10 protein-coding genes, 1 tRNA gene and 1 pseudogene are annotated in these 15,980 nt (G+C 62.4%); 9 read left to right on the top strand and 3 right to left on the bottom strand.

What is annotated here, in order from left to right:
- Positions 1–12 precede the first annotated feature (12 nt).
- The 3 genes from FY258_RS00415 to FY258_RS00425 all read left to right on the top strand — a co-directional run bounded on the left by FY258_RS00415 (position 13) and on the right by FY258_RS00425 (position 2,731).
- The gene (locus tag FY258_RS00415; protein ID WP_259324375.1) at positions 13–954 is read left to right on the top strand and encodes an ABC transporter ATP-binding protein; all 942 of its coding nucleotides are present in this window, start codon (positions 13–15) and stop codon (positions 952–954) included.
- Positions 951–1,661, top strand: coding sequence for an ABC-2 transporter permease (locus FY258_RS00420; RefSeq protein WP_118102365.1), 711 nt, complete (start codon positions 951–953; stop codon positions 1,659–1,661). Before FY258_RS00415 ends, FY258_RS00420 begins: the two co-directional genes overlap by 4 nt.
- A 269-nt stretch (positions 1,662–1,930) precedes the next feature.
- On the top strand, positions 1,931–2,731 hold the full coding sequence (locus FY258_RS00425; protein ID WP_118102366.1) for a tyrosine-protein phosphatase: 801 nt from the start codon (positions 1,931–1,933) through the stop codon (positions 2,729–2,731).
- Between the two features lie 294 nt (positions 2,732–3,025).
- Here FY258_RS00425 and FY258_RS00430 read toward each other — a convergent pair whose 3' ends face one another.
- The 3 genes from FY258_RS00430 to FY258_RS00440 form a co-directional block, all read right to left on the bottom strand.
- Positions 3,026–5,383 (bottom strand): LTA synthase family protein, encoded by a 2,358-nt coding sequence (locus FY258_RS00430; protein WP_118102367.1) that lies wholly within the window; start codon positions 5,381–5,383, stop codon positions 3,026–3,028.
- A gap of 303 nt (positions 5,384–5,686) precedes the next feature.
- Positions 5,687–7,723 (bottom strand): KUP/HAK/KT family potassium transporter, encoded by a 2,037-nt coding sequence (locus tag FY258_RS00435; protein ID WP_259324376.1) that lies wholly within the window; start codon positions 7,721–7,723, stop codon positions 5,687–5,689.
- A 125-nt stretch (positions 7,724–7,848) separates the two neighbouring features.
- A complete protein-coding gene (locus FY258_RS00440; protein ID WP_220396003.1) occupies positions 7,849–10,536 on the bottom strand; it encodes a THUMP domain-containing protein in 2,688 nt (895 codons plus the stop codon).
- Positions 10,537–10,771: 235 nt separating this feature from the next.
- Between FY258_RS00440 and FY258_RS00445 the strand changes: the two genes are divergently transcribed.
- From FY258_RS00445 to FY258_RS00470, 6 genes and pseudogenes are all read left to right on the top strand, one after another.
- Positions 10,772–10,848 (top strand) — tRNA-Met (locus FY258_RS00445).
- A gap of 102 nt (positions 10,849–10,950) precedes the next feature.
- On the top strand, positions 10,951–12,393 hold the full coding sequence (locus FY258_RS00450; RefSeq protein WP_118102368.1) for an ATP-binding protein: 1,443 nt from the start codon (positions 10,951–10,953) through the stop codon (positions 12,391–12,393).
- A 235-nt stretch (positions 12,394–12,628) separates the two neighbouring features.
- Positions 12,629–14,578: an NAD(P)/FAD-dependent oxidoreductase gene (locus FY258_RS00455; RefSeq protein ID WP_118102369.1), complete on the top strand. Its 1,950-nt coding sequence runs from the start codon at positions 12,629–12,631 to the stop codon at positions 14,576–14,578.
- A gap of 751 nt (positions 14,579–15,329) precedes the next feature.
- Positions 15,330–15,557 (top strand): hypothetical protein, encoded by a 228-nt coding sequence (locus tag FY258_RS00460; protein WP_147350702.1) that lies wholly within the window; start codon positions 15,330–15,332, stop codon positions 15,555–15,557.
- Positions 15,544–15,597: pseudogene (locus FY258_RS00465) on the top strand (hypothetical protein); the annotation flags it as partial. The gene FY258_RS00460 and the pseudogene FY258_RS00465, both read left to right, overlap by 14 nt.
- Positions 15,598–15,609: 12 nt before the next feature.
- A complete protein-coding gene (locus FY258_RS00470) occupies positions 15,610–15,921 on the top strand; it encodes a hypothetical protein (RefSeq protein ID WP_259324377.1) in 312 nt (103 codons plus the stop codon).
- The last annotated feature ends 59 nt before the right edge of the window (positions 15,922–15,980 follow it).

Raw genomic sequence — 15,980 nt, forward strand, 5'->3', positions numbered from 1 at the left:
ACATCATCACGGGTGAGCGTACCTCTTATCGAGGCTCGCAACATCACCAAGCATTACGACGGCTTCACGCTGCAGGGTGTATCCCTCACGGTGGAACCGGGGCAAATCGTGGGCTTTATCGGACAGAACGGTGCGGGTAAATCAACAACCATCAAGGCTCTGCTCGGCATCATCGGCATCGATGCGGGAGATGCCCGGATCTTGGGCGTCGACGCGCGCGGGCTGTCCGGAGCCGACACCGCGGTGAAGGAGCGCATCGGCGTGGTGTTCGACACCGTTTCGATGCCGCCGCACATCAAGATCGCCGAGGTCGGAAAGCTTATGGAGCGCGCGTATCGGAATTGGGATGCGCGCGTGTTCGAAGGGTGTCTTCATCGGTTCAAACTCGATCCGAAGAAGGCGATCAAAGAGCTGTCTCGCGGTATGGGCATGAAGTTGAGCCTGGCCTGCGCCCTGGCGCACGACCCGCAGGTGCTCATCTTGGACGAGGCAACCGCCGGGTTCGACCCTATGGCGCGCGATGAGGTGCTCGACATGCTGCGCGAGTTTGTGGCGGTGGAGGATGCCGCGGGAAACCCGCAGCATGCGATTCTGATGAGCAGCCATATTACGAGTGACCTCGACAAGATCGCCGACACGGTGGTGTGCATCGATGACGGGCGCATCGTGTTTGCCTGCGACAAGGACGAAATCTGCGATCTCATGGGAGTGGCGAGGTGCCGTGCGACGGAGGTCGAGCAGGTGCTGGCGAGCGACCAGGCTCCTTCGCAAGTGCGCGTCTTGCACCACGACTACGGTGTGGACGTGCTTGTTCCCGATCGTTTTGAGTTCATGCGCGCGTTCCCGCAGATCCCATGCGACCGCGTGTCGATCGACGACTACATGGCGCTCGTCCTCAAGGGCGCGGTTCTGCATCCGCGTGCCCGCGCCCAGGGAGGCGGTGATGCGCGATGATGCGCATGCTCAAGATGGAGCTCGCGGTGTTCGGGCAATATCTCAGGCAGCTGGCGCTCACCATCCTGTTCATGGCGGTGTGTTTCACGGCAGGCAAGGGCAGCACTTCCGCGTTGCCGGGCATCATTTTCATGATGGGGATGTTCAGCCTGTCAAATAGCGCGAGTCATTATGACGAGCAAAACGATTGGGCTGCGTTTAGGTTGACCATGCCTGTGTCACGCAGGGACGTGGTGCTGGGTCGCTACTTGTTCGTGGTGGCGGTTGCGCTGGCCGTGTCGCTGCTCGTTGCCGTAGTGGTGTGCCTGCTGTCCTGGATGGGCGAGGCTTCACTGCTTCCCGAGCTGGTCGCCAACGCGGTGTGCCTCGATGCGGATATGATTCAGACAGGGGTGTTCACCCTTGCGTTCTGCAGTGCCATGGGGTTTGTGATTGCATCGGTATCCATGCCGGTGTTCTTCAAATTCGGTCAGACCAAGGCGACGCAATGGCTGCCCTTCATCATGATGTTCTTGGGAGTTGCGCCGTTCATGGTGGTCGGCTTTATGGGCGAGGATGCCATTATGGCCATGCAGCAGGCGCTTTCGTTCGCGGAAACGCCTGAGGGCCTGACGTCGTTTGCCGTGGGAGCTTTGATTTTTGGCGTGGCGTGCTATGTCGTGAGCGCGCTGGTCTCTTTGCGGGTGTACAAAGCGCGCGACCTGTAAGGGTGCGCAATGCCAAACGGCTTCAATTCGGGGACTGTCCCCAACGCCAAACGGCTTCAGTTTGGGGACTATCTGCAACTTGAGAGAGCGGGGCAGGTGCAAAGGCATCCGCCCCTTTGTTTTGGCTATTCGGGCATCCCGAAGCGGAGCGGGATGCCGTAAGCGTTGCGTAAACAAGTGGCGAACACCGAGCGATACGATGTAGTGTACAAACCGTATGGCAATATCCAGTGTATGAGAGCCTCGATTCGCAAGGTGGATTGGCGCATATGGTAATTGCAACTGAGCGGCGCGATGCCGCAGTTCATTCCGCCGGCCCCCAGCAGCTTCCGCTTGCCCGCGTGAGGAACGTGCGCGATTTGGGCGGGTATGCGTATAGGGCGGAGGACGGCTCGCAAGGGGAAACAGCATATGGCATCTTTCTTCGCGGTCCGTCTCTTCGCAAATTGACGCCTGGAGACTATGAATATCTGCGGGAGTACGGAGAGGGTCTGAAGTGTGTTGTCGATTTGCGCAGCGATTTTGAGGTTGGTCATTGGCCCGATCCTTATGCCTGCGGCCGAGACGGTGTGACGTACGTGCATGTTCAGATGCTCGACCAGCTCAATTCGGGAAAGTTTCGCGACGCACTGCCGGATCGCATGTCGACGGTGTACAAGGGGTTACTTGACAATCACGCTTCGAGCATCCGACGCGTGATGGAGTCGATTGACGCCTTTGGGCAGGATGGCTGCACGCTGTTTCATTGTCGGGCGGGCAAAGACCGGACGGGCGTTGTGGCGATGTTGCTGCTGGGGCTCGCCGGGGTCTCGGATGAGGACATCGTTGCGGACTATGCTGCTACGCAGCGGTATCTCGGGCGGGGGTTGCGCGCTCAGCGCGTGGCTGTTTCGGCACTTTTGTGCCGTCGAGCTCCTCGTTGTCTGTTCGAGGCGATTCCCGCTGAGATGGAGTTGACGCTTGAGCATCTGCACGAGCGCTACGGAACGGTCCGGGAGTATCTGGAGGGTCATGCCGAGGTGCCCGTTGCCGTGCTCGATCGGATTGCGCATCGGCTGAGGTTTGGTTGATCGCTTCGCGGGGGTACGGTGCGTCGGAAAGTTCATGAATGGGACTTTTGGTAATTAGAAATCGAATCCAAGAAGCAGCGGGTGAGAAGTTGGGAGCCCGACCTGCGGATTTGTTTTGGCGTTGGGGCTGTCTACCGGGCAAGGTCGGAAAGTAATTACCAAAAGTCCCTCAAGTGAAAAACGGTGACGGCAATCGTATGCAAAACCCCTGCATGTTTTGATCACATGCAGGGGTTTTGACGACATGATATGCAGAAGCGGGTCGAGCGCTTGCCTTTCGACCTTCCGCCCGGGTTACTTGATTTGCGTCGTACCGGGCGCGAGGTTCGGGTCGGTCTCGTTCGCGGCGCTCTGGCGGAGCTTGGTGTACACATCCTTGCCGTCGCCGAAGAGCTCGTAGTACTGAATCGTGGCGTACTCGGAGCGCGCCTGCAGCGCCTTTTGCAGCGAAGTCTGCGCATCCCCGCCGTTCTCATCCTCCTTGACGCTGGTCAGGTAGATGGTGCCGGTGGCGTCAAGGTAGCCGGTGGTGTTGATGGCGGGCAGCGCGCTGCGCAGGGTGAGCTGGGCCTTCTGGTAGTCGTTGAGCGGCGCGCCGATGATGTTCATCATCTCGGTGCCCAGGTAGTTGGTGGAGAGGTTGTCCACATGGCTGTCCTGGTCGTTGCCCGCAACATCGTAGTTCGCCCAGATGAGGTAGTCGGTGGTCCACAGGCGCATGTTGTGCTCGGCCTTGTCCTCATTGGTGAACCAGCGGTTGTTGTACTTGTCGGGGAAGAACGGCTGGTGGTCGCCAAAGAACACGAGCACGACGGGGCGGTCGAGCTTGCGCAGCTTGCCAACGAACTCCTTGAGCGCGCGGTCGGATTCCTCAATGAGCGACAGATACTCGTTGACCTCGTTGTTTACCGCGCCGTCGATCAGGTAGTTGTTCAGCTTGTCGGGCGGGAGCAGGCCGGTGTCATAGCCGGAGTGGTTCTGCATGGTCACGTCGAAGATGAACTGAGGCGCGGAATCGGACTCAAGCATCTCGAGGATCTTGTCGTAGGTGGCGGCGTCGGAAACCATGCCGCGGAGCTTCTCGGCATTTTGGAAGTCGCTGATCGTCATGAAGCGATCGAAGCCGAAGGCGGAGTAGACGTTCTCGCGGTTCCAGTTGGTGCCGTGGTTGGGGTGCATGGCCGTGGTGGTGTAGCCCAGGTCCTTGAACTGCTCGGCGAGATTCTTGGTGTCGAGCAGGTCGTAGATCGTGTAGGGGTACACGCCCGACCCCAGGTAGGACATGGAGTTGCCGGTGAGGAACTCGAACTCGGTGTTGCAGGTGCCGCCGCCGTACGCGCTCACGTAGAGGGTGCCGCGCGAGAGGGCGTCGGGGAGGTTCTTGAAGAACTGCGGGCCGTTATAGCCGGCATGCATGTTCTGGTAGATGGAGAGGTCCGAGAACGTCTCGTTCATGATGGCGATGACCGTGGGCTTTTCCTCGGCGAATTGGGTCTCGGCATCGGTGCGCTGCCAGGTCTTGCCGGTGGTCTCGTCGTACTCGCCGGCGAGCTTCTTCTCGAGCTTCTCGGCCTTGGCCATGTCGTAGTCCTCGGGTACGGGCGGCTTGATGGTCTGCGCTGAGGAGATGAACGTGGGGATGAAGCCCTGGCGGTAGTAGCTCTCGAGCGGGCGCCAGGTGTACACGGTGATGTTGAGGGTGTTGTAGTAGTCGATGAGCGTGACGTGGGCGCCAACGCCAACGAGGCACAGGGCGCCGATCAGCAGGTTGGTGAGGAAGAGGCGGCGGTTGCGCTTGGCGGGCTCGGGGCGGAAGACGCCGGCGAGCGAGCACAGCAGCATGGAGATGGCCAGGAAGGCCATGCCGTACAGGCCGAACGCGCTAAAGATGTAAGTGAAGCCGCCGCTCACTGCGGCAGCGGTGCCCAGGGCGGAGAGGTCGGCGGGCTGGATGGGCATGGACTTGAACGTGATGACGAAGAACTGCGCCATGCCGATGCCCCAGCACAGGAAGGCGGTGAACGCCGGGGCGCCGCCGCGACGCTGGAACAGATAGAACAGGCCGACCATGACGGCGGTGATGAGCGCCCACTCAAGCAGGATGCACAGCGGGTAGCACCAGGTGAGGTCATGGTTGGAGGGGATCTCGAGCCCGAGCAGGGCGAACAGGCCGGCGAGCAAGAGCAGCATCACGCAGACCGCGGTGGGGCGGTGCAGCGCGATGCGGAGCTCGCGCGCGCGGCCGCGCAGCTTGCGGCCCAGGCGACCGATGCGGGAGAGGTCCTCGTCGCGGGTGATGCGATGCGCACACGCATCGTACTTGCCGCATGCGCCGCAGTCGGGTCGGAAGGTGCGGGCGGCAAGTTCGTCGCCGAAACGCATGTAGGATTCGATATGCGCCCAGGTGATGTCGCGTGCGAAAGAGGCCCAAGCGCAGGCAGTGAGCACGGCGTTCAGGATGATGGGGGAGAGGATGTCGTCGGGCGCCATGCCGAGAAAGCCCAGAGCGACGGCAATGGCCTGCATGATGCAGAACGTGATGCCCCAGCCCATGCCGGAGCGATCACCCGATTCCTTGCGACGGGCGAGCTCCCGACGGCCCAAGTAGGCGGAGGCGACAAGCCCCGCGATGGATACGATGGCAGTGAACATACGACAACCTCTTCTTCGCTCAACGGATGTTGAAGCGGGCTGCGTACCCAAATCCTGGACAGCGCTTACCCGGCCTTGATAAACATGTGCTACGCGCGGAAGGCGACAAGGGAACATACTACCCACGGATTGTCGAGATTTAGTCGATAAGCTGCAGGTATCCGTCGTTTCCATAGAATGGGCCAAGAAGCGTAACCGATGCTTAAGGGCGGCGGTGTGCGTGACATCTGCATGTGCAAACAAAATGGGCCCATCCGATTGGATGGGCCCATTTGGCATTCAGCGCGATAACGGAGGCGCTCGTTAGCAGCGCTCCTCCACGGCGACGCGCGCGATGCGGTCGACCGGCTTGAACTTGGTGAACAGCGGCACGTACTCGTAGAACACGCTGGAGTTCTCCAGGCCGAACCACTGCACCGGAGAACCGGCGAAGCGGCGGATCGCGTACTTCATCGCGATGGCGTGGCGCTCACGCTGCTCGACGTCGGACTCGGGCGCAAGCGTCTTGCGGATCAGGCAGAAGCGGAAGGAGCCGATCACGCCGGGCTTGTCGTACACGGAGTAATCGTGCACCTGCGGCGGCAGCTCGCCGGACGCGGACAGGTCGGAAACGATCTGGCGTAGGTAGGCGTTCACGCGCTGGTTGACCTTGTAGCCCAGGTAGAGGTGCACGCGGTACACAAAGTCGGTGCCGTAGTTCTCGACGGAGTACTCGAAGGTGTGCGGCTCATCGGTGACCTCGACGTTCAGGAACCAGTAGGCGCGGGCGCGCTTGGGGTGCTTATCGAAGATCGAGTACAGGATGTCGCGGTCGAGCATGTCGGTCGACGTGCTGTTGGTGAGGTAGACCAGGTTGTCGCAGAGCGTCTCGTAGTGCGAGTCGTTGCGCAGGCGATCGAGCTGGTCGATGTACTTGCGCACGGGGAGCATCGTGTACTGGCGGCGCTCGACACGGCTGCCGTTGTACCAGCTGACCATGATGCCCATGATGAGCGCGGCCATCAGGATGGTGAAGTAGCCGCCATGGAAGAACTTGGTGAGGGAGGACACAAAGAAGAAGCCCTCAAGCGCGACGAAGAAGATGACGAAGGCCCAGGGGAAGACCTTCATCTTGCGCACGCCGTGCAGGTAGAAGAAGAGCAGCACGGAGGTGCAGATCATCGTGATGGTGATGGCTAGGCCGTAGGCGGCCTCCATGTGAGCGGAGCTCTGGAACAGCAGCACGACGACAACGCAGCCGACCCACATGACGTTGTTGACCATGGGGATGTAGAGCTGGCCCTTGGTCTCGGCGGGGTAGAAGATCTGCATGTGGGGCATGAGGTCGAGGCGGCTGGCCTCGGACACGAGCGAGAACGCGCCGGTCACGAGCGCCTGGCTTGCGATGATCGCGGCGCAGGTGGAGAGGATGACGCCGAACGGACGGACCATCTCGGGCAGCATCTGGAAGAACGGGTTGAGGTCCTCGATGAGGGCGAGCTCGGGGTTGCCGGCGTTGGCGAGCAGCCAAGCGCCCTGGCCGAGGTAGGACAGGATGAGGCAGATTTTGACGAAGGGCCAAGTGGCGTAGATGTTGCCGCGGCCGACGTGGCCCATGTCGGAGTAGAGGGCCTCGGCACCGGTGGTGGCGAGGAAGCAGCTACCCAAGATCATGATGCCGGCATGGTTGTTGGGAGACAGCAGGAAGCTGATGCCGCGCAGCGGGTTGAACGCGAGTAGGACAACAGGGTTGCCGAGCACGTAGATGAGACCCGCGCCGCCGAGGAACAGGAACCAAAACGTCATGACCGGGCCGAAGGCATGGCCGATCTTGGAAGTGCCCACGCGCTGCACCGCGAACAGCAGGCACACGATGATGAGCGTGATGACCACGACGTTCATCTGGTTGTCGCCCATGATGTCGTGCACGGCGGGGATGGTGCGCAGGCCCTCGATGGCCGTGGTGATGGTCACCGCAGGGGTGAGGATGCCGTCGGCCAGAAGCGCGGCGCCGCCGAGCATGGCGGGCACGATCAGCCATTTGCCGTATTTGCGCACGATGCTGTAGAGCGCGAAGATGCCGCCCTCGCCGTGGTTGTCGGCCTTGAGGGAGACGAGCACGTACTTGACGGTGGTCAGCAACGTGACCGTCCAGATGACGAGCGAGAGCGCGCCGAGGATGAACTCCTCGGTCACGGTCATGATGCCGCCCTGGCCCGCAAGCAGCGCCTTGGTGACGTACATGGGCGACGTGCCGATGTCGCCGTACACGACGCCCAGGGTGACGAGCATCGCGCCGATGCTTACCGGGATCGCGGCAGAACCGTGCCCGTGCTCGGATGATTCAGTTGAGTGTGCCATTGCGGTATTGCTCCTTGGCGAAGATGACCCGGCGCCGGCCTTCCCCCAGCGCGCCGAGAGGCATATGCATGCCATCTAACGTTCCAGCCATTATAGGCTGTACGCAGGGCGTATGCTATATGCCTCTACCTGCGAAAACGCTTTGTGTCGGCAGGTTTTCGCGCGGAGACCTCGCGCAACTCGCGCGTGCGCTCGCGAATCGCATCCTCGCTCATGCCGATTCGGCGCATGGCCTCCTCGGACGTGTAGCGCTTGACCAAGTAGCAATGGTGGATCTTCTTGTTGCGGGCAAAGTCCTCGGGGATGGTCTCGTCCGTGATGTCGGTGAGGACCACGCCGGCGCGCGCAAGCTCCTCGATATCGGGGCGGAACGTGCGCAGGTTGCACGAGAAGATCGCCTCGCCCTCGCGGGAGAGCAGGCGCGACAAACCGACGAGCAGCTCGACGTGGTCGCGCTGGACGTCCCAGGTACGGTGTCCCATCTTGCTGGAGTTGGAGAAGGTGGGCGGGTCGCAGAAAATCAGGTCCCAGCGGTTGCGGGTCTGCCTCATGTCGCGGATCCAGCTCATGACGTCGGCGCGCACGTAGTGATGGTCGGGGCCGACAAAGCCGTTTTGCTCCATGTTGCGCTCGGCCCAGTCCAGGTAGGTGTTGGAGAGGTCGACGGTGACGGTCTCCTCCACGCCGGCATCGGCCGCATAGCAGGTCGCGGTGCCGGTGTAGGCGAACAGGTTGAGGAAGAAGCGCTTGCCGCGGGCGTGCTCGCGCACGAGGCCGCGGGTGATGCGGTGGTCGAGGAAGATGCCGGTGTCCAGGTAATCGTTGAAGTTGACGGCGAAGGTGAGGCCGCCCTCCTCGATGAGGGGGAGCCTGTGGGTGCGGATATCGCTCGGGGTGCCCGAGCCCGCGCCCTGGCCGGGGCGGTTGGATGCCGAGCCGCCGCGTCCGCCGCGGGGCTTGCCTCCCTTGCCGGGGTTGGAGCCGCCGGCCTGCTTGCCGTACTGAGAGCCGCCACGCGAGCGGATGCGCGCCTTGGCAAAGACGTTGTCGGGGTCGACCTGCAGGATGCGTGGGGCGAGTGTGAGGATGTCGAGCAGGCGCGCCTCGGCCAGGGCGGGATCGACCTCGCGAGGTGCGGCGTATTCGGCGATGACGAGCCAGCGGCCCGGGGTGGCGGCGCTGCCCTCGTACAGGTCGATGGCCGCGGAGTAGTCGGGCAGGTCCGCGTCGTAGACGCGGTAGCAGGTCACGCCTTCGCGCTGCGCCCACTTGCGGCGCAGCTTGGCGACCTTGCGCAGGCGACGGGCAAACTGCTCGGACTCGGGGATGAGGACGGGGCAGGGCTTGCCGTCGCCCAGGTCGATGAGGGTGGTGGCGGGGGAGGGGGCGACGTCGGATTCGACGGCGTCTTCCGCGGGAGCGGAGTCCTCGGCGGCCACGTTGCCCTCTCCGGCGGTGATTGCGCCGTTCGCGGCCGAAAAGACGGCGAGCTCGGCTTCTTCATTGTTCGGCATGACGCGCAGGGAGCGCGCGGGCTCGCCGAGGGTGCGGATGAGCAGGTCATCGCGGGTGAGGGCCACGGTGGGCATGATGCTCAGCATGGCGCGGACGGGGTCGGCCCCACAGGCGCCGGCGTGCAGGCTCGTGGCGAGGTCGAGCACGCGGGACATCTTGGAAATGGCGGTCTCGGTGGTGTCGAGGAAGACGAAGCCGCGCGGCTCTCCGCCGCAGCATGCGGGCATCATGAGCTTGCGGGAGATCTTGTCGAGGTCGGGTTGGGCAAAGATCACGCGGTCGGCGAGGCCGGCGGCTTTGAGGATGCGGCGCGCGCAGGCGACGGCGTCCCCGGACGGGTCGGTGGCGACGATGCGGGCGACGCGGCCTTTTGCGAGTTCGGCGCGGCGATCGGCCTCGTTGATGAGTTCGCGCCATGTGGCAGCGTCGTGCTCAGACCAGCTCTGGAAGCCCCAGTTCCGGCGCTCGAGGCCGGGCGCGCGGTCGGCCAGGATCGAGGCCGCCTCGAGTACCACGCCGCCGCCCGCGCAGCAGGCGTCGATCAGGACGGGGAGCGTGGGGGTGGGGCGCTCGACGGTGGAGCCGGCCAGAGCGCTGCCGTTGGCCGGAACGCTGCCGTCGGCCGACGCGGCGGTATCCCCATCGCGCATCGCGTCTTTAGTATTAGTGAGTGCGGCCGAGCAGATCTCTTGCCAATTGCCCTGGGCGCAGGTGAGCGCCGCGTAGTCGGGGCGCAGGACGTGTGCGGCGTGCGTTCGCGTGGCCTCGCGCGGAAGGCGCTTGAACAGCGGGTCGCCGGAGAGATCGAGCTGGATGCTCGCGCGGTTGCCACGCAGGGTGAGGGAGATGCGCGCGTCGGGGTCGTCCGTGTCGACGTTGGGGCGACGGCCCTCGACCTCGAGCATGCGGTCGCATAGCGCGTCCTTTACGCGGAGCGCGGCAAAGTGGGAATTGCGCAGCTCGTCATTGGTGCCGCGCGCGGTTACGGCGATAGTGGCGCCTGCGCGCAGGATACGTTCCCAGGCTATGGAGCGAGTTGCTTCGTACAGGTCTTCGGCGTCGGTGCAGGCGAAGCGGCCGAGCACCACAAAGATGCGGCTGGCAAGGCGGGACCACAGACATGCGCGCTCGGCGTCGGCGGGGGAGCCGACAAACGCCACGCGGCCCTTGAGCGGGCGGACCTGGCGCAGCCCCATGCCACGGAGCTCGTCTGCGAGTGCGGTTTCGAAGCCCTCGGGGCAGCTCGCGTAAAACTCGTGCTGGGGCGTGTCGTGCGTGGTGAGAGACGTGTTCGCCATGGGTCTCCTAGCGTCGGCGCAATGCGAATGTATTGACCTTAGTATTATGGCAGCTTCGGGCGTGCCTGGTGGCTTTGGGTGAGCTGAACCTACGACCTCCGGGTTATGAGCCCGGCGATGCAGGTTGTGCGTCGAGTAGTTTGCGTGATGGAATTGTGGAGAGGCGCCGCCGGCCTTGCAGATGCATGGGTGCCTGCGTAATATAACTCCTTGCGCACACGGTGCGTCCAGACATTGCGGGGTGGAGCAGTCTGGTAGCTCGCCGGGCTCATAACCCGGAGGTCGTAGGTTCAAATCCTGCCCCCGCGACCAAGAAACTGCAACCCGGAAGTTGAAAGCTTCCGGGTTTTTTCATATCCAAAGTATTTTGATTGGTATGAGGTAGTCTAGTTGGAACGGTGATGGGGGATTCCGATGCAGCAGCCGATAGCAGCTAACGACCCAAGCCTTTTTTCCGTGCTTGCCGAGAGCCAATACTTTGACCGTAAGAGCGCCCGAAAGGACGACAAGGAGATAGCCAAACACATCAGCGCATTTGCCAATGCGGGTGGCGGCAAGTTGGTTATTGGAATCGAAGATGATGGTGAGATATCGGGCTTCAGGCGAAACGGTGCGCGAGACATTGAGAATTTTGAGCGCGCTGCGCTGACAACGTGTTCTCCGAGTCCAATAGTTCACAGGAGCCGCGTCGCTGTTGTTAATTCCTCTGGTGAAGACGATGCGATCCTAGTTCTAGATATCGAGGCGTCTACCAATCGCGTCGTGTCTCGCACGAGCGATGACGAGGTGTTCTTGCGGCAGAACGATAGGAGCGTGAGGCTCAATCGTGAACAGGTCCTCGCCCTGGAATACGACAAGGGGCAGAGGGTCTTCGAGGACGAGGTCATCGAGGATTCCTCTCTGGACGACGTGGACCATGAGGTGCTTGACCGGTACAAGGAAATATTGGGAACCGATGCCCCCGACGAGCAGGTCCTCAGGAGCCGCCGCTTCATGCGCGATGGAAGGCTAACCGTGGCCGGCGCGCTGCTCTTCGCGCAGGACCCCTCCGTGATGATGCCGCAGGCCCGGGTCCGTGTCCTGCGCTACGACGGCATCAAGATGGAGACGGGCGAGCATCTCAACATCACGAAGGAACGAAGCTTCTGCGGGCCGCTGCCCAAGGTCATCCAGGGCGCCTACGAGCTCATCTCGAGCATGCTCCGCGAGTTCCAGTTCCTGGGGCCCGACGGGAAATTCCAAACTGTGCCCGAATATCCGGAGTTTGCCTGGTTTGAGGGGCTCGTCAACGCGGTGACCCATCGCGACTACTCGTTCCGGGGCGATTACATCCGGGTCTCGATGTTTGATGACCGCCTTGAGATCGTCAGCCCGGGGGCGCTCCCGAACATCGTGACGCTCGACAACATGAGGACCACCCGCTACTCGCGCAACCCGCGCATCGCGCGCACGTTGGTCGAATTCGGATGGGTTCGAGAGTTGAACGAGGGCGTCAAGCGCATCTATACCGAGATGCAGGACTCCCTGCTCAACGACCCGGTATACACGGAGCCCGGCGGGACGAGGGTTCAGCTGACGCTTGAGAACAACATCGTGGCGCGGACCGTCAGGAGGAGCGAAGCGCTCGAGGACAAGCTTTCAGCTGAGAGACTGGCTTCCCTCGACGAATACGAGTTGGCCGCGGTTCGGCTCGCGTTTACGAATGGCAAAGTGACCGCCAGGGAGCTCGCCGACCACATCGGGCGCACTCGCCGCACGGCCGGGAACGTTCTCAAAGGAATTTCGGGTCCTTCCGGTCCGCTCGAGTGGCACGGCTCGGCTGTCAACGATCCGGGGCAGTACTATTCTATGCGATAGGCTTCGCACCTATTTCGCACCTATTTCGCACCTATTTCGCAGTAATGTCGCACCCTTGTCGCAGTAATGCCGCACTTCTTTAGTTGCGCCAGAACCGCAAATCAGGCCGCCTCGGCCGTGCAAGCCCAGCCATCCGGGAGGGAGGACCGTCTACGTCCTCCCTCTTTTGCGCTACAGTATTTGCGGCAGTAAACGCACATTTGTTGTTTTCTCTTTGCGAAAGAGGGGGAGATTCATGGAATCCCAGGCTTACCCAATGCTGTTCAGCCCCATCAAGGTCGGCACGCAGGAGGTCAAGAACCGCGTGTTCATGCCGCCCGTGTCCACCAACCTTGCCGATCACGGCTATGTGACCGACGCGCTCGTCGACCATTACACGGCGCGTGCCAAGGGCGGCGTGGGCCTCATCATTACCGAGGTCGTGACCGTGGAGCCCACCTATACCTACCTGCCCGGCGACATGTGCTGCTATGACGACACCTTCATCCCCGGCTGGGAGAAGCTGGCCGCCGCCGTCCACCAGTACGGCGCCAAGATCATGCCGCAGCTGTTCCACCCCGCCTACATGGCGTTCAACGTGCCCGGCACGCCGCGCCTCATCGCCCCGTCCTTCGTGGGCCCGTCCTATGCCCGCGAGGCGCCGCGTCCCATCACCATCGACGAGATCCACGAACTCACCCGCCAGTTCGGCGATGCGGCCGAGCGCATGCAGAAAGCCGGCGTCGACGGCGTCGAGGTCCACGCGGCGCACGCCCACGGTATGCTCGGCGGCTTCCTCTCGCCTCAGTACAACAAGCGCACCGACGAGTACGGCGGCAGCCTGGACGCACGCATGCGCTTCCTGCTGGAGGTCATCGCCGAGGTCCGCGAGCGCTGCGGCAGGGACTTCATCATCGACGTGCGCATCTCCGGTGACGAGTACACCGATGGCGGCCTCACGCTCAACGACATGATATACGTGTCCCGCCGCCTGGAGAAGGCCGGCGTCGACATGATCCATGTTTCCGGCGGTACCACCATCAAGCGCGGTTCGGCCATCCCCGCCGCGGGCACCAAGCAGGCCAGCCACGCCGCCCTCTCGCGCGAGATCAAGAAGCATGTGAAAATCCCCGTGGCCACCGTGGGCCGTATCAACGAGGCCTGGATCGCCGAGGAGCTCATCGAGGACGGCGCCGCCGACATCTGCATGATGGGCCGCGCCAATCTGTGCGACGCCGAGTTCTGCAACAAGGCCGCCGCGGGCCGCGCCGAGGAGGTCCGCCCCTGCATCGGCTGTCTGCGCTGCCTGAACGGCATCATGTTCGGCAAGCCCATCTCCTGCACGGTCAACCCGGACGTCGAGCACGACGAGGCGGGCTTCGAGCCGGCCGCTGAGAAGAAGGACGTGCTGGTCGTTGGCGCCGGCCCCACCGGCATGGAGGCCGCCTACATCGCCGCGCGCCGCGGTCACCACGTGGTGCTCGTGGATAAGCAGGACCAGCCCGGCGGCCAGCTGCGCATCGCGGCGGTCCCGCCGGCGAAGCAGGAGCTTACCCGCGTGATCAAGTACCAGTTCAGCCGTCTGGCCGAGGCGGGCGTGGACGTGCGCACGGGCGTCGAGCTCACGGCCGAGGACATCCAGCGCGACTTCGCGGGCTACGAGGTTGTCCTGGCCTATGGTGCCGAGCCCATCGTCCCCGGCTTTATGACGGGCTTTAAGCAGGTCATGACCGCCGACGACCTGCTGGCCGGCCGCGCGTTCCCGGGCAAGAAGATCGTCATCGTGGGCGGCGGCTCCGTGGGCTGCGAGACGGCCGACTACCTGGCCCCGCTGGTCAATGACCTTGCACCGTCCAACCGCGACGTTACCCTCATCGAGATGACCAAGACGCTCGCCGCCAACGAGGGCGGTGCCGGTCGCGCGGTGCTCGTGACCCACATCCTGGACAAGGGCGTCCATGTGCTCACCGAGGCCAAGCTCACGGGCGTGACCGAGGACACCATCTCCTACGAGAAGGACGGCGAGGAGCACGTGATCGAGGGCGCCGACACCCTGGTGCTCGCGTTGGGCTACCGTCCCAACACCGCGCTCGCCGACGCACTGGCCGAGGCGGGTTTTGCCTGCCACGTGCTGGGTGATTCAAAGCAGTGCGGCAACCTACGCGACGCCATCGAGGCCGGTTACAAGGCGGCTTGCGAGCTGTAAGGGTCATCCGTTTCACTCGGGACACTGGTTGCTCCTGCGGCGAGGCCGCTTGATTTTTGGTCCAGTCGGGTTCAGACCTCATTGATATCGCTCCTTCGTTGGGAGTTTTAGTTGCGCCAGAATCACAAATCGCGGTGGGCGGCAAAACTGCCGTGTTATCTACCTGCGGTTTTGTGATTCTGGTGTAACGTTTTTAGTTGCCTCTTAGTTGCCTTCTAGTTATCAAATCGTCTGAACGGGGGTCGATGTGGGCGAAGCGGATGATATGGAACTTATCTACTCGCTTATTGGTTATCCAAACGAGACTGAGTGAATTGAATTCAAGGAGCGCAACAGCGACCCCGAGAGAATCGGCCGGGATATTTCCGCGCTGGCGAACCTCGCGGCGTATCTGGGCCGTCCGCGCGCCTATAAGATCTGGGGTGCTGAGGATGACGCCCATGCGCTCGTCGGCATACAATTCGACCCTTACCATGCAAAGTGAAAGGGCAATCAAGATCTGCAAATTTGGCTTCGCCTCTTTCTGTCGCTGCGCGCCAGCTACGAGTTTCGCTGCATAGAACGCAATGGCCTGAGGTTTGTCGTTCTTGAGGTCGATGCCGCAGTGGGTCAGCCCGTCTGTTTTGACAAGACCCCGTTTATACGCGAGGGGAGTAACGCGGTCCGACTGCAGCCCGGATCGGCAAAAGAAGCTCGCTTGTGGGAGCACCTGCAGGCGGGGGATTTTGAGCTAAAGGTTGCGGAGCGAGACGTGGAGTTCGACGAGCTGCCGTCGAAACTGGACATCGATGCGTATTTCGGTCTGCTCGGACTTCGCAGGCCGACGGCCCTTGAGGACGCCTTGCCGTTTCTCGAGGAGCAGGATCTCATTCGCAAGCAAGATAATGGTCGATATTCCATTTTGAATCTCGGCGCACTGCTGGTTGAAGAGCAGGAACTCGGCGCTCGCGGGCTTGCTGCGCCAGATGCACCTGTGTGAGGAGCAGGGCAGTGGCTGGGATATCGTGGTTGCGTCGTGCGAGGCATTCCATATGGCCGCCCCCAAGGTGGAGAGCGACGAGGGTCTTGGGACGAGCGTGACGTTGTATTCTGGCGACTCCTATTCGCGCATGAAGAAAGCTGAGCGCAGGGAGGCCGTGTATTGGCACGCGTGCCTCATGTATGCGCGCGATGATTCGATGGGCAATCAATCGCTTCGTGAGCGTTTTGGGTTGAGCGACTCGCGCAAGGATACCGTTGCGATCTCGCGTCTGATCAAGGAGTGCTGCGACGAGGGGCTCATCAAGGACGAAGACGAGGATGCCGGAGATAAATACCGGCGCTATATCCCGTATTGGGCGTAAACCGGCATGGCTTATCCGCCCATGGCACCTGACGGACGCGAGGCTGCCTCGATATCGCG

The organism is Collinsella intestinalis (assembly GCF_902364775.2).
GTDB lineage: Bacteria > Actinomycetota > Coriobacteriia > Coriobacteriales > Coriobacteriaceae > Collinsella.